This is a genomic window from Nocardia sp. NPDC049149, from assembly GCF_043197455.1.
Classification (GTDB): Bacteria; Actinomycetota; Actinomycetes; order Mycobacteriales; family Mycobacteriaceae; genus Nocardia.
The window spans coordinates 119059-144294 of sequence record NZ_JBICTD010000016.1 but is presented as its reverse complement, the minus strand read 5'-3'; the positions used below and the strand labels follow the sequence as shown (position 1 = coordinate 144294).

At 66.5% G+C, this 25236-nt stretch carries 21 protein-coding genes; 5 read left to right on the top strand and 16 right to left on the bottom strand.

Annotation, left to right across the window (positions count from 1 at the left end; translation table 11 throughout):
• Window positions 1-47: 47 nt before the first annotated feature.
• Window positions 48-2471: an HAD-IC family P-type ATPase gene (locus ACGFNJ_RS41340; RefSeq protein WP_393461605.1), complete on the bottom strand. Its 2424-nt coding sequence runs from the start codon at window positions 2469-2471 to the stop codon at window positions 48-50.
• Between the two features lie 35 nt (window positions 2472-2506).
• Here ACGFNJ_RS41340 and rarD point away from each other — a divergent pair, with 35 nt between their 5' ends.
• Window positions 2507-3412, top strand: a complete 906-nt coding sequence (rarD, locus tag ACGFNJ_RS41335; protein WP_393461603.1) for an EamA family transporter RarD — start codon at window positions 2507-2509, stop codon at window positions 3410-3412.
• Window positions 3413-4484: 1072 nt separating this feature from the next.
• Here the strand turns inward: rarD and ACGFNJ_RS41330 are convergent.
• The 4 genes from ACGFNJ_RS41330 to ACGFNJ_RS41315 form a co-directional block, all read right to left on the bottom strand.
• A complete protein-coding gene (locus tag ACGFNJ_RS41330; RefSeq protein WP_393461681.1) occupies window positions 4485-7769 on the bottom strand; it encodes an arabinosyltransferase domain-containing protein in 3285 nt (1094 codons plus the stop codon).
• Window positions 7770-8015: 246 nt separating this feature from the next.
• Window positions 8016-8549 carry a hypothetical protein gene (locus tag ACGFNJ_RS41325; RefSeq protein WP_393461601.1) on the bottom strand — a complete coding sequence of 178 codons (534 nt, stop codon included), beginning with the start codon at window positions 8547-8549 and terminating at the stop codon, window positions 8016-8018.
• Window positions 8550-8707: 158 nt separating this feature from the next.
• On the bottom strand, window positions 8708-10024 hold the full coding sequence (locus tag ACGFNJ_RS41320) for a DNA polymerase IV (RefSeq protein ID WP_393461679.1): 1317 nt from the start codon (window positions 10022-10024) through the stop codon (window positions 8708-8710).
• 232 nt (window positions 10025-10256) lie between these two features.
• Window positions 10257-10598 (bottom strand): TfoX/Sxy family protein, encoded by a 342-nt coding sequence (locus ACGFNJ_RS41315; protein ID WP_393461599.1) that lies wholly within the window; start codon window positions 10596-10598, stop codon window positions 10257-10259.
• Window positions 10599-10966: 368 nt separating this feature from the next.
• Between ACGFNJ_RS41315 and ACGFNJ_RS41310 the strand changes: the two genes are divergently transcribed.
• Window positions 10967-11854, top strand: coding sequence for a UTP--glucose-1-phosphate uridylyltransferase (locus ACGFNJ_RS41310; RefSeq protein ID WP_393461597.1), 888 nt, complete (start codon window positions 10967-10969; stop codon window positions 11852-11854).
• 46 nt (window positions 11855-11900) lie between these two features.
• Here ACGFNJ_RS41310 and ACGFNJ_RS41305 read toward each other — a convergent pair whose 3' ends face one another.
• Complete coding sequence (locus ACGFNJ_RS41305) at window positions 11901-12332, bottom strand: NlpC/P60 family protein (protein ID WP_393461677.1); 432 nt, start codon at window positions 12330-12332, stop codon at window positions 11901-11903.
• 436 nt (window positions 12333-12768) lie between these two features.
• Here ACGFNJ_RS41305 and ACGFNJ_RS41300 point away from each other — a divergent pair, with 436 nt between their 5' ends.
• A complete protein-coding gene (locus ACGFNJ_RS41300; RefSeq protein ID WP_393461595.1) occupies window positions 12769-13137 on the top strand; it encodes a nuclear transport factor 2 family protein in 369 nt (122 codons plus the stop codon).
• Window positions 13138-13224: 87 nt separating this feature from the next.
• The gene (locus tag ACGFNJ_RS41295; protein ID WP_393461593.1) at window positions 13225-13641 is read left to right on the top strand and encodes an ester cyclase; all 417 of its coding nucleotides are present in this window, start codon (window positions 13225-13227) and stop codon (window positions 13639-13641) included.
• A gap of 14 nt (window positions 13642-13655) precedes the next feature.
• On the opposite strand, the gene ACGFNJ_RS41290 is transcribed toward ACGFNJ_RS41295, so the two are convergent.
• Entirely contained in the window at window positions 13656-14243 is a 588-nt protein-coding gene (locus ACGFNJ_RS41290; RefSeq protein WP_393461591.1) for a TetR/AcrR family transcriptional regulator, read from the bottom strand.
• A gap of 100 nt (window positions 14244-14343) precedes the next feature.
• On the opposite strand from ACGFNJ_RS41290, the gene ACGFNJ_RS41285 reads away from it, so the two are divergent.
• Window positions 14344-14760 carry a nuclear transport factor 2 family protein gene (locus ACGFNJ_RS41285; protein WP_393461589.1) on the top strand — a complete coding sequence of 139 codons (417 nt, stop codon included), beginning with the start codon at window positions 14344-14346 and terminating at the stop codon, window positions 14758-14760.
• Window positions 14761-15071: 311 nt separating this feature from the next.
• Here ACGFNJ_RS41285 and ileS read toward each other — a convergent pair whose 3' ends face one another.
• The 9 genes from ileS to ACGFNJ_RS41240 all read right to left on the bottom strand — a co-directional run bounded on the left by ileS (window position 15072) and on the right by ACGFNJ_RS41240 (window position 25235).
• Window positions 15072-18185, bottom strand: a complete 3114-nt coding sequence (gene ileS / locus ACGFNJ_RS41280) for an isoleucine--tRNA ligase (RefSeq protein ID WP_393461587.1) — start codon at window positions 18183-18185, stop codon at window positions 15072-15074.
• 369 nt (window positions 18186-18554) lie between these two features.
• Window positions 18555-18755, bottom strand: coding sequence for a hypothetical protein (locus ACGFNJ_RS41275; protein ID WP_084655507.1), 201 nt, complete (start codon window positions 18753-18755; stop codon window positions 18555-18557).
• A gap of 74 nt (window positions 18756-18829) precedes the next feature.
• Complete coding sequence (locus ACGFNJ_RS41270) at window positions 18830-19687, bottom strand: DivIVA domain-containing protein (RefSeq protein ID WP_393461585.1); 858 nt, start codon at window positions 19685-19687, stop codon at window positions 18830-18832.
• 68 nt (window positions 19688-19755) lie between these two features.
• Window positions 19756-20058 carry a YggT family protein gene (locus ACGFNJ_RS41265; RefSeq protein ID WP_014983168.1) on the bottom strand — a complete coding sequence of 101 codons (303 nt, stop codon included), beginning with the start codon at window positions 20056-20058 and terminating at the stop codon, window positions 19756-19758.
• 89 nt (window positions 20059-20147) lie between these two features.
• Window positions 20148-20954 (bottom strand): cell division protein SepF, encoded by an 807-nt coding sequence (locus ACGFNJ_RS41260; RefSeq protein WP_393461582.1) that lies wholly within the window; start codon window positions 20952-20954, stop codon window positions 20148-20150.
• A gap of 186 nt (window positions 20955-21140) precedes the next feature.
• Window positions 21141-21941, bottom strand: coding sequence for a YggS family pyridoxal phosphate-dependent enzyme (locus ACGFNJ_RS41255; RefSeq protein ID WP_393461580.1), 801 nt, complete (start codon window positions 21939-21941; stop codon window positions 21141-21143).
• Window positions 21938-22657 carry a peptidoglycan editing factor PgeF gene (gene pgeF, locus ACGFNJ_RS41250; protein WP_393461578.1) on the bottom strand — a complete coding sequence of 240 codons (720 nt, stop codon included), beginning with the start codon at window positions 22655-22657 and terminating at the stop codon, window positions 21938-21940. Before pgeF ends, ACGFNJ_RS41255 begins: the two co-directional genes overlap by 4 nt.
• 138 nt (window positions 22658-22795) lie before the next feature.
• Window positions 22796-24019 carry a cell division protein FtsZ gene (gene ftsZ / locus ACGFNJ_RS41245; RefSeq protein ID WP_069167373.1) on the bottom strand — a complete coding sequence of 408 codons (1224 nt, stop codon included), beginning with the start codon at window positions 24017-24019 and terminating at the stop codon, window positions 22796-22798.
• Window positions 24020-24440: 421 nt separating this feature from the next.
• A complete protein-coding gene (locus ACGFNJ_RS41240; RefSeq protein WP_393461576.1) occupies window positions 24441-25235 on the bottom strand; it encodes a cell division protein FtsQ/DivIB in 795 nt (264 codons plus the stop codon).
• Window position 25236 lies beyond the last annotated feature (1 nt).

The following is a 25236-nucleotide window of genomic DNA, read 5'->3' as shown; positions in this document are numbered from 1 at the left end:
ATCGCCCCGCACAAGGGTTCTCGCGGCGCGCCGGGTCAGATGTCCAGTTAGTCGGTTTCGCCCCGATTCGGGGTCGGGAACAGTTGCCCCTTGTCACCAAGCAATACCGCGCTGATCCACCAGGCGACCTCGACCAGCACGATTCCCACGGCGCCGCAAATGAATGCCGCCGTGGTGAGTCCGACGTTGGACGGATCGAGTTTGAAGAACTCACGGGTGAACGGAACCGTGAACAAGATCACGTACGCGACCACCGACGTCCCGATGAGCACCACCTTCCACCACACGTACGGGCGGGCAACGATGGCGAGCACCCACACTGCGATCATGATCAAGGTGATCAACGCGGTGGTGCCCGCCTGTTCCTTCTGTTGCGCCGTCGGGTGCGGCACAAAGGCGATCAAGTAGGCCACAAAAGTGGCAACGCCGATCACCACACCCGACGGAACCGCCAAACGCATGACACGCCGGACGAATCCGCTGCGGGCTCGCTCGTTGTTGGGGGCGAGCGAGAGGATGAAAGCCGGGATGCCGATGGTGAACCAGGCGGCGATAGTCACATGCCGCGGCAGGAACGGATAGTCGATCGAGTCATAGCCGAAGATCTGCGCCCCGACACCGGTGAGACCGATCAGGAAGGCAAGCACCACCGAGTAGACGGTCTTGGTGAGGAACAGGTTCGAGACCCGCTCGATATTGCCGATCACCCTGCGGCCCTCGCCGACCACATACGGCAGCGTCGCGAACTTGTTGTCCAGCAGCACGATCTGGGCCACCGCGCGGGTCGCCGGGCTGCCCGCGCCCATCGCGACGCCGATGTCGGCGTCCTTCAGCGCGAGCACGTCGTTCACGCCGTCGCCGGTCATCGCGACGGTGTGGCCGCGCGACTGCAACGCGGCGACCATGGCGCGCTTCTGGTCCGGACGCACTCGGCCGAAGGTGGTCTCCCGGTCGAGCACGTCGGCGAGTTGATCACGGTCGTCCGGCAATTCGCGCGCGTCGACCGCGTGCTCGCCGCCGGTGAGGTCGAGCGAGGACGCGACCGCGCCCACCGAGACCGCGTTGTCGCCCGAGATCACCTTGATCGAGACGTTCTGGCTGGCAAAGTATTCGAGGGTTTCCTTCGCATCCGGCCGGACCCGCTGCTCCAACACCACCAGCGCGGCGGGACGCACCGTGCCAGGCGCGTCCGCCGCGTCGACCGGACGATCACTGCGGGCAAGCAACAGGATGCGCAGGCCGGAAGAGCCGAGTTCCTCTGCCACCCTTGCGTCTTCGGAAGACGGGTCGAGCAGCACATCGGGGGCGCCGAGCAGCCAGTCGCCGTGCTCGCCGTAGGAGCAGCCGCTCCACTTCTTCGCCGAGGAGAACGGCGCGACCGCCGTCTGCTGCCAGCCAGGACCTTCCGGCAGCGCCTCCGCGATCGCCTGGACGCTCGCGTTCGGGCGCGGATCGTCGGCAGCCAACGCCGCAAGGGCCTGCCGAACGTCGTTGTCCGCGAACGAATCCAGCGTCTTGATGTCGGAAAGACGCATGCCGTTCTCGGTGAGCGTGCCCGTCTTGTCCGCGCACACCACGTCGACGCGCGCCAAGCCCTCGATCGCGGGCAACTCCTGCACCAGGCACTTGCGCCTGCCGAGGCGCACCACGCCGACCGCGAACGCCACCGAGGTCATCAGCACCAGACCCTCGGGCACCATCGGCACCAGCGCCGCGACCATGCCGGTCACCGCGGGCCGCCACGACTCCTTGCTGGAGACCAACTGGTTGTAGATGCTCAGGGCGCCCGCCGGAATCAGCAGGTAGGTGATCACCTTCAAGATCGTGTCGATGCCGCTGCGCAGCTCCGACTTCACCAGGGTGAACTTGCTCGCCTCGTCGGCGAGTTTGGCCGCGTAGGCGTCCTTGCCGACCTTGGTTGCGCGGTACGCGCCGCTGCCCGAGACCACGTAGCTGCCCGACATCACCGGCGCGCCGACCTGCTTGTCGATCGGATCGGCCTCGCCGGTGAGCAGCGACTCGTCGATCTCCAGCAGCGCCGACTCCTCGACCTCGCCGTCGACCACGATCTGATCGCCTGGACCAAGCTCGATCAGATCGTCCAGCACCACCTCACTCGGGGCCAGCTCCACCGCCTTACCGTCGCGGCGCACGGTCGGCTTGGCCTGACTGACGATGGCCAGCTGATCGAGGGTGCGCTTGGCGCGGACCTCCTGGATGATGCCGACCGCGCTGTTGGCGACGATCAGCAGGCCGAACATGCCGTCGATGATCGATCCGGTGGCCAGCACCAGAATGAACAGCACACCGAGGATGGCGTTGATCCTGGTGAAGACGTTGGCGCGGATGATGTCGCGCACCGAGCGACTCGCCCGGTCCGGTACGTCGTTGGTGAGCCCGTCGTGGCGACGTTGCTCGACCTCCGACGCCGAGAGTCCGGTAGCGCGCGATGCCTGCACGGTTGTCGACATGACCGCAAGGCTACGTGAGAAGTAGCGTCGCAAGCGTGCAGCGAAGCAGGTCTATCCCGGGTGTTGCGTTCGGTACCAGCGCCTTTTTCCTCTGGGGTTTGTTCCCCGCGTTCTTCGGGTTGCTGGCGTTCGCCAGCGCCGCCGAGGTGGTGGCGCAGCGGATCCTCTGGACGCTGGTGGTGGTGCTCGCGGTGCTTGCGGTGCGCGGGCGGATCAAGGAACTGCGCGGGATCAGCGCGCGGATCTGGCGGCTCGCCGCCGTCGCGTCGGCCGCGATCGCGATCAACTGGGGTGTGTACGTGTACGGCGTCACCTCGGGGCACGTGGTGGAGTGCGCGCTGGGGTACTTCATCAATCCGCTGGTCACCGTCGCGTTCGGGGTGGTGGTGTTCCGTGAGCGGTTGGCCGGTCCGCAGTGGGTCGCGCTCGGCCTCGGCGCCACCGCGGTCGTGGTGCTCACCGTCGACTACGGCAGACCACCGGTCATCGCACTCGTGCTTGCCTGCTCATTCGCCACCTACGGCCTGGTGAAGAAGGTGATCCCGCTCGACGCGCTGCGCGGCATCGCCGCCGAGGGCATCGTCGCCGCGCCCTGCGCGCTCGTGTTCGCCCTCGTGCTCGCGATCACGGGGCGCAGCGAATTCGCCTCCAGCACAGGACATGCCGCCCTGATGATGGCCACCGGCCCGGTCACCCTGGTCCCGCTGCTGCTGTTCGCCGTTGCCGCCCAACGCGTCCCGCTGTCCACCATGGGCCTGCTCCAATACCTCACGCCCGCACTACAAATGGCCTGGGGCGTCGCCGTCGCCCACGAACCCATGCCCCCGTCCCGCTGGGCAGGCTTCGCCCTCATCTGGGCCGCCCTCGCCCTCTTCACCACCCACGCCCTCCTCCGCGCCCGCCGCAACGCCCACACCCCCAAAACCACCGTCCCCTCCTGACCCGCTCCCACCCCAACGCGCCCCACGCCCCGCTTCCCGCGCTACGCCCACTCCCACCCCGCCATCCACCGCAGCCAAGTCCCAGCCGGTGAGACACACCCGCACGAGTGGTACATGGTGGAGGCGACACGCCGCAAACGCCTCCACCATGTACCACTCGTGAACCACCACCCACGCGAACGGGACATGGCTGCACCAACTCTCGCGCCGGAACCCCTTCTGAGGCCGCGAGCTTCGCATCGGCGTGAGGAAAGTGGTTGCCGAGCCTCATCGGGCGGCAATCAATTGGTTGCCGAGCCTTGTTGACGGGAGTGAAATGGTTGTTGCCTCATCGACGGGAGTGAAATGGTTGATCAACTTCATCGACGGGAGTCATATGGTGGCAGTACGCACCGAGACGCCCACCATTTGACTACCGTCGATTTCTTTCAAGATCTTTGAACCGGACCACAGCCAAGCAACCCGGTCTGGAACAAGAGAACCCGTGACTGACTGCGGAGGTCAGCCGGGTACGGCACACGACGCCACCACGCTATCCAGTGCAAACCCCGAAACCGTCCTGCTCGTCAGGAGACCGTTCAACCCGCGGATAAACCACCACCCCAAACGCAACACGCCCCACGAAACCCGCACCAACCCCCAAAGCCGCGCCCGTCCAACACCGCGCCCGTCCAACGCCGCACCCCCACGGGTCGGGTTGGGTTGCAGTCGTGCCGCTTTGGGCTTGGCGAAGGCAAAGCTCCTTCGGGTCCACGGTCTCCTGACGAATGCGGCAGCCAAGGGTTTGCACTGGAGTAGCGTGGTGGCGTCGTGTGCCGTACCCGGCTGACCTCCGCAGTCAGTCACGCGTCGTCTTGTCCCAGCCGGGTTACTTGGCTGTGGTCCCGTTTCGAGAGCTTCAAGATCAAAGGCGTCGAATCCTCGCTACTGGCTACGTGTACACCGAAATCCAACCCTTGAACTAGGGAACCACAGAGACTTCATACGGTTCACAAGGGCTCTGGGCCCTGTGAACCGTATGGAACCTTTGTGGAATCCACAGAAGGGGTGCGAACTTCGGGCGGGTTGGGGGTTACCAGGTGGTGTTGATGTGGCCGGGGGTCCAGGTGCCCCAGCGTTGGGTTGGGGTGAGGGTCACTTTGGCGGGGTCGGCGTTGGGGTCGAGGGGGAGGTATTGCTCGATGGAGCCCCAGTCGCGGTCCCACGCGTTGTTCAGATAGGCGGGGAGGGCTCGGGCAGTGAAGAGGAGTTGAGTCCAACCGAGGGGGCCACCGCCATCGTGCGCCTGCCAGAGGTTGGTGATGGTGGCGCCGTTGCGGTCCGGGAGGATGCGGTAGGTGGGCGAGTCGGCGACGCCCGCGTAGGTGGGGGCGAGCTTTTGGCAGGGGAAGGTCATGCCGACCTCCCAGTCCAGCAGGACGGGAGTGCGGGTACCGACGAGGGTTGTCAGGGTTTTCGTCTGAGGCACCCGCGGCGGGGTGACCGCGAGCCACTGGTCCTTGCCGAGGTCCTTGTCGCTGGCGACGATCCGGACGACGTTCGCGTCCTCGGGCAATCGGTCGAACGGGACGCGCAGGTTGCGCCAGGTCGGGGACGGGCCGATGTCGATCGGGTCGATGCTGCCGAGAGCGACTGCGGTGCCGTCGGATTCGGCGCGGCCGTATTCGACGCGCAGGTCCTGTCCGGGGTGCACGATGCCGTCGTGATCGACGTGCCGGATCCGACCCGCCGCGGCGATCGAGATGATCGGGCCGCGACTTCCGCTGTCGGCAGCGGGAAGTCGGTACCACCCGGACGTCAGTTCGGCGGGTACCTGTGCGCCCTCTCGGTAACTGCCGAGCACCGGGGTGGTCGCCGGGTCGAGACCGAAGGGCAGCGGGACGCTGCTGCCGTTGACTCCGGCGCCCTTCGTCGCGGCGGTCTCCGACCCCGGCGAGGTCGACCCGGCCTTCGGATCCGCCGTGTCATCGGACGCACTGGTCACGGAATTCGCCTTGCCCGTGGTTGATTCAACCTCGTCCGAGGTGAGGTCGGTGGCCACCCCATTCGGCGTGAATCCGGTCGACACCCCCGCCAATGCAGTCGCGGTATCGCCGGTCAGCGGGCGGAGCATCGAGGCGTTGGGGTCGGTCTCGATCAGCACCTCGTCGGCGAGGCCACAGCCGCCGGACACGGCTGCGGCGATGTTCGATTGAGCCTGCGAGAACGACGGATACTGAGCGACTGCCGCTTTCGCGAGCGACAGCACCTCGAACAGCACCATGCCCGCGGCCACGACAACCAGCAGCGGCGTGCGCGCGACCCGACCAGCCACCGAGTCCGATCGCGGCTGAGTCTCCGGCCGAATGTGGAACCATCCCGCCACGATCAGCGCGAGAACCGACAAGCCCGCCGCGAACGTCGACAATCCGGTGCCTGCGATGGTGGGCGCCTTGTCCCACCACGGGACATTCCACGCTGATACGTACCAGTAGCCATTAGCACCGACGAAGGTCAGCGCCATCGCGAAGAACAACGCGGCAGCGAACAGCGCGCGGTTACGCAGCGGCCGCATGACCTCGGTCCCGACCGCAACCGCGGTGAGTGCTGCGACGCAGGCACCCAATCCGGCGAAGACGCCGAACTGGTGCGTCCACTTCGTCGGCGAGAACATCATCAGCACCATCGCGGCGAGGGTGATGCCGATTAGCCTGCGCGAAGGACCAACCGCGGTGCCGGGAATGTGCCCGCCGCGGCGCAGCATCGTCGCCACGCACACGACCAGACCGAGCAGCATCACGAACATGCCGAACCGCCGGGTGAGCCAGCCGTCGGTGTTGATCTGCAGCAAGTACTGGTAGCGCAGGAACTCGAAGAACCACGACTCACCGGGACCGATCCTGCCGTGCACGTAGGTCATCTCCAACGCCGCAGCCAAAGTTCGGTCCGCGAAAATGACGGTCAGCACGACCAGCCCCGCGGCAAGCACAGGCAGCAACAACGCCAGGTATCCGGTGTTCTTCGCCCGCTGTACAAGGACTTTGGTCATGGTGCGCGCACCGGCCGCCAGCGCGCCGACCGCGATCAGTCCCGACGGCGCGCAGGTCAACGTGAGCGCCGCGATGATGATCGCGAACGCATACGGCAGCAGTCGCCGGGTCGCGATAGCCCGCTCGACTGAAGCCCAGGTGAGCACCACGCCCATTGCCACGAAGGGTTCTGCGCGCAGGCCGTTGTTGTATGGGAGCCAGAACGCCAGGAAAACCAGCCCGCTGGTCCACACAACAATCTTGTTGTCGCGCAAGGCAACACCCAAGCGCGGGAGGATTTCGCGGCTGATCACCCACCAGGCGACGACCCCAACGAGCAAGGTAGGCAACCGAACCCAAGGACTCGCCGCCGAGAAGTGGGTGAGCAAAGAGATCATGTCGGTGTACGGCGTGTAGAACGGGCCCTCGTCGACACTGAACCATCGGTAGTAGTTCGACATGTACCCGGAACTCTGTGAGCCACGCGCCATCCCGAGGATGTACCCGTCGTCGGAGGTGTTGGCACCGATGAAGTGCCACAGCAGCAGCGTCGCGAACACCAAGTAGTCCAGCGGCTGCAACCGCCACCAGCGCGTTGGCAGGAACCGGCGGGACGTCCGGCCGTCGAGACCATCGAGGCGGTACAGCGCGACCAGGGCAACCAGCGTTGCTAGCAGTGCCACCACGATCACGGCCAGCTTCAGAGTCGTCGGCGACGAGGTGAAGCGCGAATCCACTTGGACATCCACGTGCAGCCCGGCAGGCACCGCACCGGTCAGATCACTGAAGACGCCGACGACCTGTGGACGGACATCGGAGGTGATCTCCTTGCCTGAGTCCGGGAGGCCCGAGGCAGACACCGTGGTCCGCTGCGTGGTCATGTCGATGGCGAGCGCACAGCCCTGACCACGGACGTCACTGAGCGACGACGACCAGAGCAGCGTGTTGCGGGAGACCACGTCGACTCGCCCGGCTCGATCCGCAGCGTCGGGGACAACCTTGACAACAAAGCCGTAGCGCTCCATGTCGACGGACTGTCGCGGAATCGTCGACACCACAACGCCACCCGCGTCCGCGAGCGCGGTGAATGCCGCGCACGGGATCTCGGCGGACAGGCTCATCGGAGCGTAGGCAGTCAGTGGCGCGGTCACCGAAGACACCGCCGCCGCCTGCGGCCACGACACACCGGCTTGGTCCTGGTTCACCGGAAGGAACGGAATCGACAACGCGGACAGGACGGCGATCAGGCCGCTGACGATGGCCAGCGCCTTGAGTCGAGGAGCGGCGGCTCCCGGCAGGCGCTCCGGCAGATTCCCCCGCTGTGCCGACGGTTGGGAGGATTCGCGCACAGCGTCACTGACAGTCACGACGGTGGATGCTAGCGCGAAATGGTCGGACGACCCAGAGTCGCAGCTACCGCCATCGCGCGGTGCACCTCGGCGAGCGGCTCGCGGGTGGGCAACGTCACTGGCGCGGAAGTCGTTGGTAACTTCCTATTTCCGGCGCGGTACGCCTTTCGGGCACGTCACCTCGCGCCGAAATGTCGAACGGCCCGGCCTGCGGCAGTCGCCGTCGGCCGGGCCGTTCGGGGTGGATCAGCTGCAGGCGGTCGACTGCTGGCCGAGGTTGGTCAGCATCGCGCAGGCCCAGGACTTCTGGATCTTCCACTTGCCGTTGTCGACGACGAACGGCACGTCGACCGGGTTCTCCTGGCCGTTGACGGTGAACTTGGCCTTGGCGTTGACGCTGTCGCCGAACTGGGTCACGTCGGTGACGGTGATCTTGACGTCGGCGCCCTTGGCGGCGTCGGCCAGGCGGGAAGGCAGCGTCGGGTCGGCCTCGGCGCCCTGGACATTGTCGAGCTTCTCGGCGGCGGGAACCGACGGGTCGAGCGCCTTGGTCAGCGCCTCGTTCAGCTGTGCCACCGTCGGGACCGGCGGCAGGTTCGCGTTGTTTGTCGCCGACGCCTTGGCGCTGGTCGACGTCTTGGCGGCGGGCTTGCTGTCCTTGTCGTCGCTGCACGCGGTCATGCCCAGTGCGGCAACGATGGCCAGGCCGGCGATCGCGATGCGTCCAGTCTTACGAAGCTTCAACTGCTCGTCCTTTGCGTTCGAGTAGGTCCATGTCATGTCCACCACGGCAGCCGCAACCCGACCGGCAGCGCTGCACGAGCACCCAGGCTACCGGCACCCCTGACCACCACGTGGACCGCACGGGACTGACTGATGTCGTCGGCAGCGAACGTACGCGCCACGCCCGGCGATGTCGAGGCGTACGGCGAGTCGGATCACCGCAGGCTGTGCATCGGATCGGCTCTGGTCAGCGCCGGATCGTCGGCCGCGAAGGTATGGGCAGGCCCTGGACCGGTCGAGCGGGTCTCGAAACGCACTGTCACGACGCCGTATCCGCCGCCCTGCACCCAGCCGTGGCCGTACTCCGGGTGCTCGACATCCATGCCGGAACGCCAGAGCGGAACTGACACCTCGGCGACCGGCTGCGCGGGTACCACCGTTTCCTGCGGCTCGGCCGGCTGCTCCCAGCCGGTGTCCTCGAGGACAGGCGCCTGATCGAGCTCGGGAAACAGCGACTCCTGTCGCACCGTGGACAGCCCGCCGTAGCCGACGCCGACCAGCCGGATCGGGCCGAGCTCGGCCGGGTCGATCGCGGAGCGCTGCGCGGCGGTGGCCAACGTGGTGAGGTCCTCGGTCGCGTAGGGCAGGGTGAACGAGCGGGTCACGATGCTCATATCGGACTTCTTCAACTTGAGCACCACGGTGCGGGCCGCGCGGCCGTCGTTGGTGAGGCGGCGATGCGCGGCCGCAGCCATTGCCTCGATGGCGGGCCGCAGCTGCGCGAGCGTGACAATGTCGGTCTCGTACGTGGTTTCGGCGCTGATCTGTTTGGCCTCGGCCCGTTCGGCAACCGGGCGGTCATCGATGCCGCGCGCCAGCCGATGCAGCGCGGCGCCGACGCTGCCGCCCAGGATCGACACCGCCTCGGATTCGGGCAGATCGGCGAAGGCGCCGACGGTCTCGATGCCGAGCGAGCGCAGCTTGTGCTCGGCCACCGGGCCGATCCCCCACAGCTTGCGCACCGGAAGCGCCGCAAGCATCCGCTGCTGTTCGGCAGGCGAAACCACCCGTATGCCATCGGGTTTGGCGAGACCGGAGGCGATCTTGGCGAGCTGCTTGCCGGTGCCAGCGCCGACCGAGGCGGTGAGCCCGGTGCGTTCCCGCACCGCCGCGCGCAGTCCCTCGCAGAACTCGTGCACCTGCGCCACGGTCGCGCCGACGAGTTCGGCGGGCTCACCGAACGCCTCGTCGAACGACAACGTTTCCAGCACTGGGATCCGGCTGCGCAGCACCTCGAACACCTGCCCGCTCAGCACCCCGTACACGGCGCCGCGCGGCGGCACCACCACCGCGGTGACCCCGACCAGCCTGCGCGCTTGATGCATCGGCATCGCCGACCGGGCGCCGTACACCCTGGCTTCATAACTCGCGCCCGCGACGACACCGCGCCCGCCGGTGCCACCGACCAGCACCGGCCGCCCGCGCAGCGTGGGCCGGGTCAACTGTTCGACGGAAGCGAAGAAGGCATCCATATCGATGTGCAGCACCCACCGCCGCGCAGTATCCACCCGCCCCGCCTGCGGCGCGGCGGCACGGCCGGAAGCATGCCACTCGCTCACGACTGCGCCTTGCCAACGCTCTCCGCCATGCACGACGGCACGCCGAGTTCTCGCCGCACCGACAGCCGCCCACTCACGACTGCCCCTCGCTCCCACTCGGTTCCGTCGTGCGGGATGGCGCATTGCCAGCCCGCTCGCTGCTCGCTCACTGCGGTTTCGCCGAGGATTTCCTGGACTTGGGCACGCGCGCGGGCAGCACGTCGGCGGTGCGCTGCACGAACTCCCGCAACCAGGCCGACTCGGCGAGCTTCGACTCCGGGATCCGGAAGTACGGCTTGGCGCCGGGATACGGCGGGACCAGCCAGGATTCCTCGGCATAGTCGGCGGCGGCCGCGCTGGGTTTGACGAGCAACTGGTCGTCGGCGATCAACGCGACCAGCTTGTCGTCGCAGTACAGGCCGTACTCCCCGAACATGGCCCTGGCCCGGACATCCAGCGGCTCCAGCTGTTCCAGGAACTCCGCCACGGTCGCCTTGTCAGTACTCACGGCTACGTCCTCCCCGACGCTCGGCTCCGCCGTGCCCGACGGCGCATGCTCTGTGGCTCGCGCACACCGCCACGGCCCGCACCCGCAGGCCGGTAACGGTTCGCTCGCTCACCACCAGAAATCTACGCCCGCCCACCGACAGATCCTGGCAGGAAGCGAAGCTCGGCGATGGCTCGGCGCTAACTGCGAGTTGCCTGTGCGGGACACGCCAGCGCCACCGCCTCCCCTCAGCACGTCCTCCCACCGTGCAACCACCCTTGACCTGGGCTGATATCACAGTAGCCCGCGCAATACACGGCTTCGGTGAACAGTCGGCGAAGCACGGGGAGCGCCCTTACCGGGCCGCGGCGTATGTGATGATCGGACCTATGAAGATCCGCAAGGCCGTTATCCCGGCCGCCGGTATCGGTTCCCGACTCCTGCCGCTGACCAAGGCCATCCCGAAGGAGATGCTGCCGGTCGGCGACAAGCCGGTGATCGAACATACGGTCCGCGAGCTGGTCGCGTCGGGCATCACCGACATCACCATCGTGGTCAGCGGCGGAAAGTCGTTGATCCAGGACCACTTTCGGCCGAATCCTGCCCTGGTGGCGCAGCTACGCGCGGACGGAAAAACCGCGTACGCCGACGCGGTCGAGGAGGTCGGCGAGCTGTCCAGGCTCGGGCACATCACCTACCTGGATCAGCACGGCCCCTACGGCAACGGCACGCCTGTCCTGAACGCGGCCCGCAACCTGGGCGACGAGTCGATGCTGGTGCTGTGGCCCGACGACGTGTTCGTCGCCGAGGTGCCGCGCGCCCAGCAGCTGATCGACGCCTACGAGGCCACCGGCGCCCCCGTGCTCGCGCTGATGCCGATGGACCCGTCCGAGTCCCAGCGCTACGGCGTGCCGGTCGTCGCCGACGACCAGGGCAACGGCCTGCTGCGGATCACCGGCCTGCGCGAGAAGCCCAAGCCCGAGGACGCCCCGTCCGATTTCGCCGCGATCGGCGGCTACGTGGTCACCCCCGGCATCATCGAGGAACTGCGGAGCCAGACCAACGCCTGGTACGAGCACCGCTCCGGCGAGGTCTACCTGACCGACGCGATCAACGTGCACGCGGCGAACAACCCGGTGTTCGGCCAGGTGATCAAGGGCCGCTGGTACGACACCGGCAACCCGGCCGACTATCTGGTCGCCCAGTTCGCTTCGGCGCTGGCGAACCCGCAGTACGGTCCGCTGCTGCGCAGCCTCGCCGAGGACACCGGCCACTGAACTGTGCGAGCCGCACACCGGTGCGCACCGGTGTGCGGCTCAGCCGTCAGAACCGCCGGATGGCATAGATATCGAACTGGCGCAGCGGGCTCAGCCCGACCGGGACGCCCCAGTCGTAGGCGTTGAAGATCTGGCCCAGCCCCGCGTAGATGCCGACATGGGAGCCGTCGCGGTTCAGCACCACCACGTCACCGGGCGACAAGGCGAAGAACGGCACGGGCGCACCCGCTCTGGCCTGCTCCCAGGTCGTGCGCGGAATGCGGACGCCGACCTGCCGGAACGCCCACTGCACGAGGCCCGAGCAGTCCCAGGCGACCGGGCCGGTGCCACCCCACTCGTACGGCTTTCCGGTTTGCGTGACAGCGGCGGCGAGTGCGCCGACGCCGTGCGAGCTCGGCAGCGGAATCGCGGCGGAGCCGGACGCGGAGAGGCTGTCGATGCTGCCGATGCCGGTGTCCGACCACCCTGGGCCCGCCATGATCAGCGTGGCCGCCGTCGAGATCAGCAGTCCGAGGGCAATGCGGCGCAATGGTTTTCTGTTCACGTGCTCGTCCCTTCCGGTCACCCGGCCACCGGGCAACCATCCGGCGGCCCCGGCTGACGCCCGGCTAGCGCACCGTCGTCCAGCAGGAACCGCAGTCGCTGCGCCCGGCGTAGGCACGTCTCGCGCAGCTCAACGCAGTTAGGACAACTCACGAACTCACTGCTGCCACAGAAGTCGATCTCCGCAACAACAGCACCATTGCCGATTCTGCCGCGTCGCTCCGAGCAGCGGCGACACTTCAGCAAATCAATAATATGTGATCTGCATCACACTTGATCGACGCCGCGAATTACACCAAAGTGATTGCATTATGCAATCGGATCCCGCTACGGTTCAAGAGCCTGCCCACCAACCATCACCAGGGAGAACCGTGACTTCGGCGAACAAGCGCACCGTCGAGCGCTACATCGATGGCTTCAACAAGACCGACCACGACCAGATCCTGTCCTGCCTGACCCACGACATCGAATGGACCGTCTTCGGCTGGTTCCAGCTGACCGGAAAAGACGCCTACGACAAGGAGATCGAGAACGAGGGCTTCACCGGAAGCCCGCGGATCACCATCCTGCGCATGGTCGAGGAGGATGACGTCGTCATGGCAGAGCTGGCCATCGAGGCGACGCGAGTCGACGGCGAACCGGTCCGCATGGTGGCTGGCGAGGTTTTCGTGATGCGCGACGGCCTGATCGCCGAGCGCCGCGCCTACTTGATCCAGCTCAGGGAGAACGCGTTCAAGTGAGCGGACCGAAGTATTGAGAATCTGGGCTCGTCGTAGGACAGTCCCCTCAGCACGAGATCAGATTCTCATTATCAGGAAGGCGCATCGATGACACCTGCGGAAATGGACGAGCTGTTCGCGCGGCACTGTGCGGCGGAGGCCGCCAACGATGTCGACGCGATCATGGACACCCTTGCCGACGAGATAGAGCATGACGCTGTCGGCGATCCGCAGGGCGTCCTGACCGACCACGCCGCCATTGCCGAGCGCTACCGGGAGCTGTTCGCCGGTCTCGACGAGGACAAGATGGAGAGCGTGCACCGGTACTACGGTGCGGACTTCTTCGTCGACGAATCCCATTGGTACGGAAGGGTAACCGGCATTCTGCTCGGCATCCCCGGCAACAATCGCCCGGTGAACTTCCGGATACTGCACGTCTGCGAGATCCGCGACAACAAGATCAGCCGCGAGAACGTCTGGCTGGACACCGCCGCGATCATGCAGCAGCTGATGGCGCCCGCCTGACAGTAGCGCCGAGGTCAGCCCGCCTCGGCCACGGCGGCCCGAACGAGAGCTCGGGCCGCCCAACGCATCGTTTCGGTGGCCGCCTCTGGGTCGAGGCCGCAGGTGTCCCGGGTGGACACGATGGCCTCGACACCGAACACCATGGTCACCGCGTGCACCAACTGTTCCCACCGCTCTTCCGAGAGCGTGTCGCGCAGCGGCGCCAAGGCGCGCCGCGCCATCTCCAGCCGGGTCACGCCGCGCACCGGAACCCGTTCCGCCTCAACGACATCCACCTGATTGAACCAGCGATCAAGGGTGGCTCTGAGCACCCCGCGCCACACCACCTCATCGGCGAACTGGAAGGCGCACACCTCCCGCACCACCTGATCGATGCGCTCCTCGACATCGCCGGTCAACCGGTCGAGGAAGTCCGGGTAGCCGCCGACGAATCCGGTCTGACGGGTCGCCATGTCCGCCCACAGCGATTGCGGATTCGGAAAGTACCGATACGCGGTGGCGGTCGAGACCTTCGCGGCCTCCGCGACCTCGGCGATCGACGGTGACTGACCGTTGCGAGCGAGTTCGAGCGCGGCACTGATGAGCGCTTCCCTCGTGCGCATCTTCTGATTTTTGGCTCGGCCACTATTGAGAATCTCATCTCGCCGTGAGAAAGTCATCTCACTAAGATAGCAGATTCTCACCACCGAGGAGGGCGTGGCGATGACACACGAAGAAATGGACGAGCTGTTCGCACGGCACTGCGCGGCGGAGGCCGCCAACGATGTCGACGCGATCATGGACACCCTCGCCGAGGACATCGAGCACGACGCCGTCGGCGATCCGCAGGGCGTCCTGTACGACCACACCGCCATCGCCCAGCGCTACCGGGAACTGTTCGCAGGCATCCGCGAGGACAAGATGGAGAGCGTGCACCGGTACTACGGCGAGGACTTCTTCGTCGACGAATCCCTGTGGTACGGAACGGCACCCGGCATGATCCTCGGCATCCCCGGCAACAACCGGCCGCTGACCTTTCGGATACTGCACGTCTGCGAGATCCGCGACAACAAGATCAGCCGCGAGAACGTCTGGCTGGACACCGCCGCGATCATGCAACAACTGATGGCGCCGGCCTGATGGGCGCCTACAAGTCGGCCAAGTGGACGGTGGCCGCGCACCGCTACGAACGGCGTGACGAGCGGAGTAGCGCAGCGACACAGCACGTGTCGCCGCTGGTCGGGACGGGCACACCGGCAGCACGCGGTGGACCGAGCCCGGCAGGACACGACCACGCGAGCCGGTAGCACCGGCGGTCGACAGCCCATGCGCGGGCCGAAACTATCGGTGCCGCACGATCGCCGATCTGCTCGGCATTGCGACGCCACGCTCGACGGTACGAAAACAGCAGGGGCGGAACCTTTTTCAGGTCCCGCCCCGACTGTTCGAAATCAGGCCTTGGTGACCTGCGCCCGCACGCCACCGACGAGGTCGGCGGCCTCGGTGCCCGCGGCACCGAGGGTGAGGGTGGTCGCCAGGATCTCGCCGGCGATCAGCTCCCGATGCGTCTCGGCCCACGCAGTGCGGTCGGCGGGCACCTCCAGCACCACCGTGATCCGGTCGGACACGTCCAGCCCCAGGGACTTCCTGGTCTCCTGGAGATCACGGATGAGGTCGCGGGCCCAGCCCTCGGCCTCCAGTTCCTCGGTGACCACCGAGTTCAGCACCACCAGGCCCGCGTTGCCAGGCAGGGCGGCGGTGGACTCGGGCTCGGCGGCGACCAGGCGCTGCGTGTATTCCTCAGGGAGCAGGGCGATTCCGGCGGCGGTGACCACACCGCTGGCATCCTCGGACCACTCCCCCGCCTTGACCGCCTTGATCACCGTCTGCACGTCCTTGCCCAGGCGCGGACCCGCGGCACGGGCGTTGACGACCAGTTCGAACCGGCCGTGCACGGCGACATCGGTGGTCAGGTCGACCTTCTTGACGTTCACCTCGTCGGCGATGATGTCGGCGTAGGGCGCCAACCGGTCGGCGTCGCCCGCCGCGATGGTCACCTCGGCCAGCGGCAGGCGCACCCGCAGGTTCTGCGCCTTGCGCAGGCTCAGCACCGTCGAGCAGACCACCCTGACCTCGTCCATGGCCGCGACGAGCTCCGAATCGTGCGGCAGCTCCCCTTCTTTCGGCCAGTCGGCGAGGTGCACCGAGTCACCGCCGGTGAGCCCGCGCCAGATCACCTCGCTGATCAGCGGCAGCAGCGGCGCCGCGAGCCTGGTGACCACCTCGAGCACCGTGTGCAGCGTGTCGACCGCGTCGCGGTCCTCTTCCCAGAACCGCGAACGCGACCGGCGCACATACCAATTGGTCAGCGCGTCGGCGAACGAGCGCAGCTCGTCGCAGGCGCCCGCGATGTCGTAGGTCTCCAGCGCCTCGGTCATCACGTCTCTGGTCACCGCGAGCTTGGCCAGGATGTAGCGGTCGAGCACGTGGGTCGAATCCGTGCGCCACACACCGGACTTCGAGGCGTAGAGCTGCAGGAAGGTCCACGCGTTCCACAGCGGACGCAGCGCGTGGCTGACGCCCTCGCGGATGCCGCGCTCGGTGACGATGAGGTTGCCGCCGCGCAGGATCGGCGAGCTCATCAGGAACCAGCGCATCGCGTCGGAGCCGTCCCGATCGAACACCTCGTTCACGTTCGGGTAGTTGCCCTTCGACTTGCTCATCTTCAGCCCGTCGTCGCCGAGCACGATGCCGTGCGCCGCAACGGTTTTGAAGGCAGGGCTGTCGAAGAGCGCGGTCGAGAGCACGTGCAGGGTGTAGAACCAGCCTCGGGTCTGCCCGTTGTACTCGACGATGAAATCGCCGGGGAAGTGGTTGTCGAACCACTCCTTGTTCTCGAACGGGTAGTGCACCTGGGCGAACGGCATCGAGCCCGACTCGAACCAGCAGTCGAGCACCTCGGGCACCCGGCGCATGGTCGACTTGCCGGTCGGGTCATCGGGATTCGGCCGGGTGAGGTCGTCGATCATCGGCCGGTGCAGGTCGTCCGGGCGCACGCCGAAATCACGCGCCAGCTCGTCGAGCGAGCCGTACACGTCCATCCGCGGATACTCCGGGTCGTCGGACACCCACACCGGGATCGGGCTGCCCCAGTAGCGATTGCGGCTGATGTTCCAGTCGCGCGCACCCTCGAGCCACTTGCCGAACTGGCCGTCCCTGATGTGCTCGGGCACCCAGGCGATCTGCTTGTTCAGCTCGACCATCCGGTCGCGGAACTTGGTCACCGCGACGAACCAGGACGGCACCGCCATGTAGATCAGCGGCTGGCCCGAGCGCCAGCTGTGCGGGTAGGAGTGCTCGATCGTCTCGTGCCGCAACAGCTTTCCGGCGGCCTTGAGATCCTTGATGATCACCGGGTTGGCGTCGAACACCATCAGGCCCTCGTACGGCGGCACCATCGAGGTGAACTTGCCGCCCGGGTCGAGCGGCTGCACGATCTCGATGCCGTTCGCGGTGGCGACGTCCATGTCCTCCTCACCGAACGCCGGCGCGAGATGCACGACACCGGTGCCGGAGTCGGTGGTCACGTAGTCGGCGGCCAGCACCCGGTGTGCGTTGGGGTGACCGAGGAAGAAGTCGAACGGCGGCGTGTAGGACAGCCCGACCAGCGCGGCGCCGTCGTACTCGGCGAGCACCTCCGGCTCGTCGCCGAACTCGCGGGAGTAGTGCGACACGCGCTCGGCCGCCAGCAGATACTGCTTGCCGTCCGCGGCGCGCAGGTGGACGTATCGGACGTCGGGGTGCACCGCGATCGCGAGGTTCGACGGCAGCGTCCACGGCGTGGTGGTCCAGATCAGCGCGTTGACACCATCGAGCGCATGCAGCGGATGGTCGGCGGGCACGCGCAGCACCATGTCGACGGTGACCGCCGGATCCTGGCGCATCTTGTACGCGTCGTCGAGGCGGGTCTCCTGGTTCGACAGCGGGGTCTGCTCGTACCAGCTGTAGGGCAGCACCCGGAAGCCTTGGTAGATCAACCCTTTCTCGTGCAGCGACTTGAACGCCCACATCACCGACTCCATGAAGTCGAGATCGAGCGTCTTGTAGTCGTTGTCGAAGTCGACCCAGCGCGCCTGACGCGTCACGTAGTCGCGCCATTCCCCGGTGTATCGGAGGACGGAAGATTTACACGCCGCGTTGAATTCGGCGAGGCCCATCTCGTCGATCTGTGATTTGTCCGTGATACCGAGCTGCTTTTCCGCTTCGATTTCCGCGGGCAATCCATGACAGTCCCAGCCGAAACGCCGGTCGACACGCTTACCGCGCATCGTCTGGAAACGCGGGACCAGATCCTTGACATATCCGGTCAGCAAATGTCCGTAATGCGGCAGTCCATTGGCAAAGGGCGGTCCGTCATAGAAGACGAATTCCGCTGCGCCGGAACGGTTTTCAATGCTCGCGCGGAAGGTGTCGGCGGCCGCCCATGCGTCGAGCACGCGCCGCTCCATCTCAGGGAACCCCGCTGCACTGCCGACACCGAAGTCGACGCGCGGGTAAGCGCTCATACCTGCACCTCGCTGGCGCTCGGTTCCGGCATGACCGCATTGGCGGCTGTGTTTACTGGCCGCTCGCTACGCTCGCTAGTGCTGGAAGTTTGGTCCGCCATCGCGGATGCGTCTCCTCGTGCCGTGTCCGTTGGCACGGGGACGATGTCGACGCTGGTGCGTCGCTACCGCGGTACCACCCCGCTTGTCCGGCCTGAACAGCCGAACCTCTCGTTGCGAGCTGTGACGGGCTCACCCGTTCGGTTCTACTTGGCACGGCCGCCGCCCGGCAGCACGTGCTGTTCTTCCGAAGGCTCCCCGGTGATAGCCGGATCAACACCAGTGTTCATGTTTGATTCTAGCCAGTGCGGTCAAACCTGTTTACGGCCCCTAGCGCTTGGCATGACGCCCAGGTGGTGGCGGCGACTCACTATCCGGCCGACGCATAGACAGGGCACTCACCAGCAACAGGACCGCGCCGAGCACACAGACCAGGATGCAGCCCCACGCCCAGATCACCGAACCGGTGGTCAATGCGGCGACCAGCAGGGCGAATCCGACGGCGGCAAGGACAAGTGTCAAGACGAGCATGGTGACCCCCAAGGCATGCCAGGCGGCTCGACTGTTCCTCTAGTTATCCGGACGGTGCAGCTCGAGGTGAGCGGCTACTTGCCACCCTTGCCGAACGAGGCGGGCTGCAGGTTGTTGGCCGTGTTGGCATCGGCAAACGCCTCGCCACCATCGACCGGCACCGCAGAGCCACGGTTCTCGAGCTCCTCGAGCTGCGATTCCAGGTAGGACTTCAGCCGCACCCGGTACTCCCGCTCGAAGGTCTTGAGCTGCTCGATCCGGCTCTCCAGCACGCTGCGCTGCTGGGTGATGGTCGCCATGATCTCGGTGTGCTTGCGCTCCGCGTCGGCCTGCAGTGCGTCGGCCTTCTCCTTGGCTTGGCGCAGCTGGTTGTCCGAACGGTTCTGCGCGTCCGACAGCATGGCGTCGGCCTTCTGACGTGCGTCCGCGATCATGCCCTCGGAGCGGGTCCTGGCATCGCCGACCAGACGCTCAGAATTTGCCCGCGCGTTGGACAGCAGATTCTCCGCCTCCACCTTGGCGTCACTTGTCAGCCGGTCCGCCATCTCCTGGGCGAGGCTGAGCACCTTGGCCGCCTGCAGGTTCGCGTCCGCACCCGGGGCGTCCTTCGCGACGGGCGCGGCGGGCATCGGGGCGGGCGGCGCCTGCTGCACCGGCGGCTTGATGGGCTCCGGCGGTGGTGGCGGCGCCTGCTGCACAGGCGGTTTCACGTTGTTCTGGACGACAGGGCCGCGATTCTTCTTGGCATCAGCCAGTTCTGCATCGAGTTCGGCGACCCGCTGGCGCAGGTCGGCGTTTTCCTCGATCAGACGCGAGAGCTCCTGCTCAACGAGATCCAGGAAGGCGTCGACTTCATCCTCGTTGTAGCCGCGCTTCCCGATCGGCGGTTTGCTGAACGCGACGTTGTGCACATCGGCTGGAGTCAGCGGCATGGAAGGATCCCTTCACGCGTCTTTTGGAGATCTAGCAGATCTAGCAAGCTACTTCACGGCCCATTCTGTCACACCGGAGCTACTGGTTGCCCGAGCCTGCCCACGATCGACATCAAGATGAAGACGATGAAAAGCAGGACCATAATCGACAAGTCCAGGCGAATTCCCCCCAGTGACACCGGTGGTATCAACCGTCTCAGTAGTTTCACCGGCGGGTCGGTGATCGTGAAGATCACCTCCAGGATGATGACCACCACACCGGTCGGACGCCAGTCACGAGCGAAGCTTCGGATGAACTCCACGATCACCCGGCTGATCAGCAACAGCCAGAAGATGAACAGTACGAAGTACAGCACCGCGAACAAGGCCACGAGTTCACTCTGCCGCAAAATCGGCTTTGCGCAAAATGACCGCGCCGCCCCACGCGCGACCGGTCGGCAACACCCCCCAGATCACGACCTTATTTCTGGTTGTAGAAGCCGGTTTCGGCGATGCGTCGGCGTTCTTCGGCCGATACGTCCACATCCGCAGGTGAGAGGAGGAACACCTTGGTGGCCACCTTGTCGAACGAGCCACGCAGCGCGAAAGCCAGACCTGCGGCGAAGTCGACCAGCCGCTTGGCATCGGCGTTGCTGAGATCGACCAGGTCCATGATCACCGGGTTGCCCTCACGGAAGCGCTCACCGATGATGCGGGCCTCACTGTAGTCCCGTGGACGCAGCGTCGTGATCTTGGACAAGGGGCCTCCGTCCTCGAAGATCCCCGGCCTGCGCGCGGGTGCCGGCTCGGGGCGCACGCGCTCCTCCAGCCGCCGCTCCTCGGCCTCGGGATCGACGGCGAGCGCACCTCGGGTGGCTCCGCGCAGCGTCGGCGCGCTACCGCCCGCCCGGAATCGGCCCGACGGTGCGGCCTCGATCCGGGTGGGACGCCGCGGCGCCTCGTAACGGTCCTCGCCGTAGGGTTCGTCGGCGTAGTCGTCGCGGCGGGACACGGGGTATCCGGCCTTGTACGGCGACTTGTAGGCAGGCTCCGGGTAGTCCGGATCCTCGCGGTCGAAGCCGTCGGCGCCGTAATGGTCTGCGCCGTAACGATCTTCGGCATAGCGATCGGCGCCGTACGCGCCGCGGTCGGCATAGTCACGGGGCCGGGGCCGACGGGAACCACGGTCGTCGCCACCCCGAGGGGCGCGATCATCCACGTAGTCGTCTTCGTAATCCTCGAGCGGAACCATGCCGAAATAGGCCTTGAACTTGTGGAGCGTGCTCATTACCGCACCCCGCAGTCGCGTGGCACGGTCATGACCACGCAAGTGGCTGCGCGGATTACTCGCTCGCTGCGCTCGCTCATTGGTCGACCTTCCTTCGGCCCCGGTGGCGGCCGGGTGTTGAAGTCTTGCTCAGCCCCTCGTCTGTCCCAAGCATATGTGTCGAATGTGACTGATGAGGTTTCTTTGCTACGCCGAGGTTATCGGTCGAGCGCCCATCAAGGCGGTACCGACACGCACAACCGTCGAGCCGTGTTGGATGGCAGATTCCAGATCCCCTGACATTCCGGCGGAAAGCTCTGTGGCACCGGGATGCTCGGCGAGCATCCTCGTGTGCAATATCGCAAGCCGAGCGAAAGATGCATCAGACTCAGCCCCCAGCGGCGGAATGGCCATCAGACCGGACAATCGCAATCCGGCAGACGCCGCAACGTGTTCCGCGAGCGCTGCCAAATCCGCAGGCGCGACACCGCCGCGCGAAGGGTCGTCATCCAGGCTCACCTGCAGGAGGACGCGGAGCGGCTCGGTCCGGTCCCCCGCGTCGAGCGCGGCGCGCGCACCCGCGTCAAGGGCCGTTGCCAGTCGTTCGCTGTCGACCGAATGCACGGTGTGCGCCCAGCGGGCGACGACCTTCGCCTTGTTCCGCTGGAGCCGTCCGATCATGTGCCAGTGCACATCTGAGAGGCCTTCGTCACTGTCGGCGCCCGATCGGGCAGCAGCGGTGTCCTGCCGAACCAAAGTTGGCAGTCCAGCCACCTTGGCAGTCGCCTCCTGTTCCCGTGACTCGCCGAACTCGCGGCGGCCGAGCCGGTACAGAATCGCCACATCGGCGGCCGGGAAGAACTTCGTCACGGGGAGTAGACGCACCGTGTCCGAATCACGGCCCGACGCAAGGCAGGCCGCGTCGATCCGCTGTAGCAGACCGGACAGGTTGGTGGCCAACTCGGCCGTCCTCGCGTCGACGGTCTCCGTGAGGTTCAGCGCGCTCATGCCTGCATCCAGATCACCCCGGCGATGCGGCCGGTCGGCGCACCGCGGCGATGGCTGAACAAGGTGCGGTCCTCGATGGTGCAGCGCGGGTCGACGGCGACCGCGCCGACCCCGGCTTCGGTGAGCTGCCTGCGAATGCCGGCGCGCAGGTCGAGCGAGGGCGTGCCACGCACCGTCGTCGCGGCGCTGCCTGGCAGGTGCGCCTCGACATCGGCGCGCATCGCGGCGGGCACCTCGTACTGCCGACCGGAAGCGGCGGGACCGAGGAACGCCCCGATCCGCTCGCGCTTGGCGCCGACCGACACCATCGCGTCGAGCACCAGGGGCACGATGCCGATCCTGGCGCCGATGCGACCCGCGTGCACCGCGGCGATCACACCCGCCTCGTCGTCGGACAACAGGATCGGCACGCAGTCGGCGCTGAGCACGACGAGCGCGAGATTGGGCACCGTGGTCACCAGCGCATCGGTCGCAGGCACCGGTTCCGCCCGTGGGCCGTCGATGATTTCGACATTGCGGCCGTGAATCTGCTCCATCCACACCAGCCGATCAGGCGTCAGCCCGATCCCCTCGGCCAGTCGATCCCGATTGCGCCGCACCGTGCCTGGATCGTCCCCCACGTGATCCCCAAGGTTGAACGACTCGTACGGCGGCGCCGAAAAGCCACCCGCCCGCGTCGTGGTCACCCGTCGAACAGTCAAAGTCGGCGCAGTCATACCCCCGAGCGTAGTGAAAGCCGACCCGTCACCCCCGCCCCCAGTGATCATGCCCATGAATGCATCGAGGGGAGTCACCCGGTGGCGGTTGACGATCAACCAGCAACCAGGTGACTCCCCTCGACGTTCTTCGAGTCTTTACCTGCGCATGAACGAGGGCACGTCGACGTCGTCGTCATCGTCGTCCGGCGGCTCGATGTGGGCGCGCGGGTTGTTCGCGACGGTCGGGTCGGCTAGGCGGGGGCGATCCGAGTAGCTCGGCACGTTGCTCCTGCTCGAGCCCGAACCGATCGGGGTGGCCGTCGCATCGCTGCTGTGGGCCGCGACCTCGGTGCCGCGGCTCTTGGCGATCTCCCCCGCGCGCGCCGAGCCGATGTTGACCCGGCTGGCGGTGTCGAAGGTACGCCGGGCGGGTCCTCCACCGTCAAAACCCGCGGCAATCACGGTGACTCGCACTTCGTCGCCGAGCGAGTCGTCGATCACCGTGCCGAAGATGATGTTGGCCTCGATGTGCGCGGCCTCCTGGACCAGCGACGCAGCCTCGTTGATCTCGAACAGCCCGAGGTCGGAGCCGCCCGCGATCGACAGCAGTACGCCGTGCGCGCCGTCCATCGACGCCTCGAGCAGCGGCGAATTGATCGCCGACTCGGCGGCTTTCACCGAACGGCCCTCGCCGCGCGCGGAGCCGATGCCCATCAGCGCGCTGCCCGCGCCGGACATCACGCTCTTGACGTCGGCGAAGTCGACGTTGATCAGGCCGGGGGTGGTGATCAGATCGGTGATGCCCTGCACACCGTTGAGGAGCACCTCGTCGGCCGAGCGGAACGCGTCCATCAGGCTGACCGCCGCGTCGCCGAGCTGGAGCAGCCGGTCGTTCGGGATGACGATGAGCGTGTCGCAGGATTCGCGCAGCTGGGTGATGCCGGTTTCGGCCTGGCCGCCGCGCCGCTTGCCCTCGAAGGAGAACGGTCGCGTGACGACACCGATGGTCAACGCGCCGAGCTTGCGCGCGATCTGGGCGACGACGGGAGCACCACCGGTACCGGTGCCACCGCCCTCTCCCGCAGTGACGAAGACCATGTCGGCGCCCTTGAGCACCTCTTCGATCTCGTCCTTGTGGTCCTCGGCGGCCCTGCGGCCGACCTCGGGGTCGGCGCCTGCACCGAGACCACGGGTGAGTTCACGGCCGACGTCGAGCTTGACGTCGGCATCGCTCATCAGCAGGGCTTGCGCGTCGGTGTTGACAGCGATGAACTCGACACCTTTGAGGCCCTGTTCGATCATCCGGTTGACGGCATTCACACCGCCGCCGCCGATACCGACGACCTTGATCACTGCAAGGTAGTTGTGCGGGGGCGTCATGGGCTCTCGCCTTCCTTCGATCTAAAGCCTGTCGTTTTCGGATTCGCGACATTTCGCCTGCTGAGCTGGGTGAAGTTGGCCTGAGCGGCTTCACTCAGCGATCCGCCGCCCGGGCAAACCCTCAACCTCAACCATAGGGTTAGCGTTATGTCAAGTATCCGACTGCTGCGGAACGCTATTCGCAGCCGCCGCAATCCGCGCGCAGGCGCGCCGAAACGGGAGACAGAATCTTGTGTGATCCCTCTCGTTTCGCCGCCCCACACGACGTATGGTGAACGGTTGCCCCCCGGCGCTCCGTTCCCGGCGCGAAGACCGGTGGCATGAGCGTCAGGCCCGGAGACGGTGATTCGCGGGACCACGCGGGGTCTGCGAACTCCGCCCATCGAAGTGTGCAATTCGACGCGGGCGCAATGGGTATCGCTCACTTTACCGTGACCAGATTGGGACTCGATACATCGAACACCGTTCCAGGGCGGGTCAACAGCGGGAGCACGACCGCCGACTTGCGCGTGGCGTCGTTCGTCCCGCCCCACAGTACCGTGCGGCCGTCCTTCAGATTCAGCGAAATATCCGAAATGGACCGTGCCACAACCTCGTCCACCTGAATGCCCAGCGCAGGCGGCAGCACAGCGAGCACACCGACGGCGGCCTTGGTGACCGGGTCGGCGCTGGCCGGATGGTCGGTGATCAACCGGGGCACGCCGATCGGCGCGGCCTCGATCGCGAACTCCACGCTCTCCGCGTCGAGCAGATGCGCGCCCTGCGGGCTGTCGAAGAACAGCACCGGAACCCGCTCGACCACAGTCACCTTCACCGTCGACGGGAACACCCGCTGCACCCGCGCGGTGCGCACCTTCGGAATATTCGCGACGCGCCGGGCGATCTCGGTGGTATCGATGCGCAGCATCGAGCGGCCCGAAGGGATTTCGAGCAGCGACCGCACCTGTTGCTCGGGCACCGCGATCGCGCCGTCGACCTTGACGGTGCGCACGGAGAGCACCGGGGTGAACAACGCGACGGCCGCGACCACAGCAAGGACGCACACACTCAGCAATCCCCACAACCAGATTCGCCGCCACCGCGCCGGACTCAGCCGGTCCATCGCCGACCGGACGAACCCGGGTCCGTCCCGCCGCTCCGCGCGGACCCGCCCCGACCCGCCGCTGGTGTTCGCCCGTCCCGCCGACTCCGTCGACTGCCGTCCCCGGCGTGTCACC

Bases quoted from the DNA above. Each gene is read 5' to 3' on its own strand.
- ACGFNJ_RS41325 (WP_393461601.1), bottom strand. From the start codon at position 8,549: ATGACATGGACCTACTCGAACGCAAAGGACGAGCAGTTGAAGCTTCGT.
- ACGFNJ_RS41270 (WP_393461585.1), bottom strand. From the start codon at position 19,687: ATGCCGCTGACTCCAGCCGATGTGCACAACGTCGCGTTCAGCAAACCG.
- ACGFNJ_RS41310 (WP_393461597.1), top strand. From the start codon at position 10,967: ATGAAGATCCGCAAGGCCGTTATCCCGGCCGCCGGTATCGGTTCCCGA.
- ACGFNJ_RS41275 (WP_084655507.1), bottom strand. From the start codon at position 18,755: ATGCTCGTCTTGACACTTGTCCTTGCCGCCGTCGGATTCGCCCTGCTG.
- ACGFNJ_RS41290 (WP_393461591.1), bottom strand. From the start codon at position 14,243: ATGCGCACGAGGGAAGCGCTCATCAGTGCCGCGCTCGAACTCGCTCGC.
- ACGFNJ_RS41305 (WP_393461677.1), bottom strand. From the start codon at position 12,332: ATGGCGGGCCCAGGGTGGTCGGACACCGGCATCGGCAGCATCGACAGC.
- ileS (WP_393461587.1), bottom strand. From the start codon at position 18,185: ATGAGCGCTTACCCGCGCGTCGACTTCGGTGTCGGCAGTGCAGCGGGG.
- ACGFNJ_RS41320 (WP_393461679.1), bottom strand. From the start codon at position 10,024: ATGGATGCCTTCTTCGCTTCCGTCGAACAGTTGACCCGGCCCACGCTG.
- ftsZ (WP_069167373.1), bottom strand. From the start codon at position 24,019: ATGACGCCCCCGCACAACTACCTTGCAGTGATCAAGGTCGTCGGTATC.
- ACGFNJ_RS41295 (WP_393461593.1), top strand. From the start codon at position 13,225: ATGACACCTGCGGAAATGGACGAGCTGTTCGCGCGGCACTGTGCGGCG.
- ACGFNJ_RS41340 (WP_393461605.1), bottom strand. From the start codon at position 2,471: ATGTCGACAACCGTGCAGGCATCGCGCGCTACCGGACTCTCGGCGTCG.
- ACGFNJ_RS41255 (WP_393461580.1), bottom strand. From the start codon at position 21,941: ATGAGCGCGCTGAACCTCACGGAGACCGTCGACGCGAGGACGGCCGAG.
- ACGFNJ_RS41285 (WP_393461589.1), top strand. From the start codon at position 14,344: ATGACACACGAAGAAATGGACGAGCTGTTCGCACGGCACTGCGCGGCG.
- pgeF (WP_393461578.1), bottom strand. From the start codon at position 22,657: ATGACTGCGCCGACTTTGACTGTTCGACGGGTGACCACGACGCGGGCG.
- ACGFNJ_RS41260 (WP_393461582.1), bottom strand. From the start codon at position 20,954: ATGAGCACGCTCCACAAGTTCAAGGCCTATTTCGGCATGGTTCCGCTC.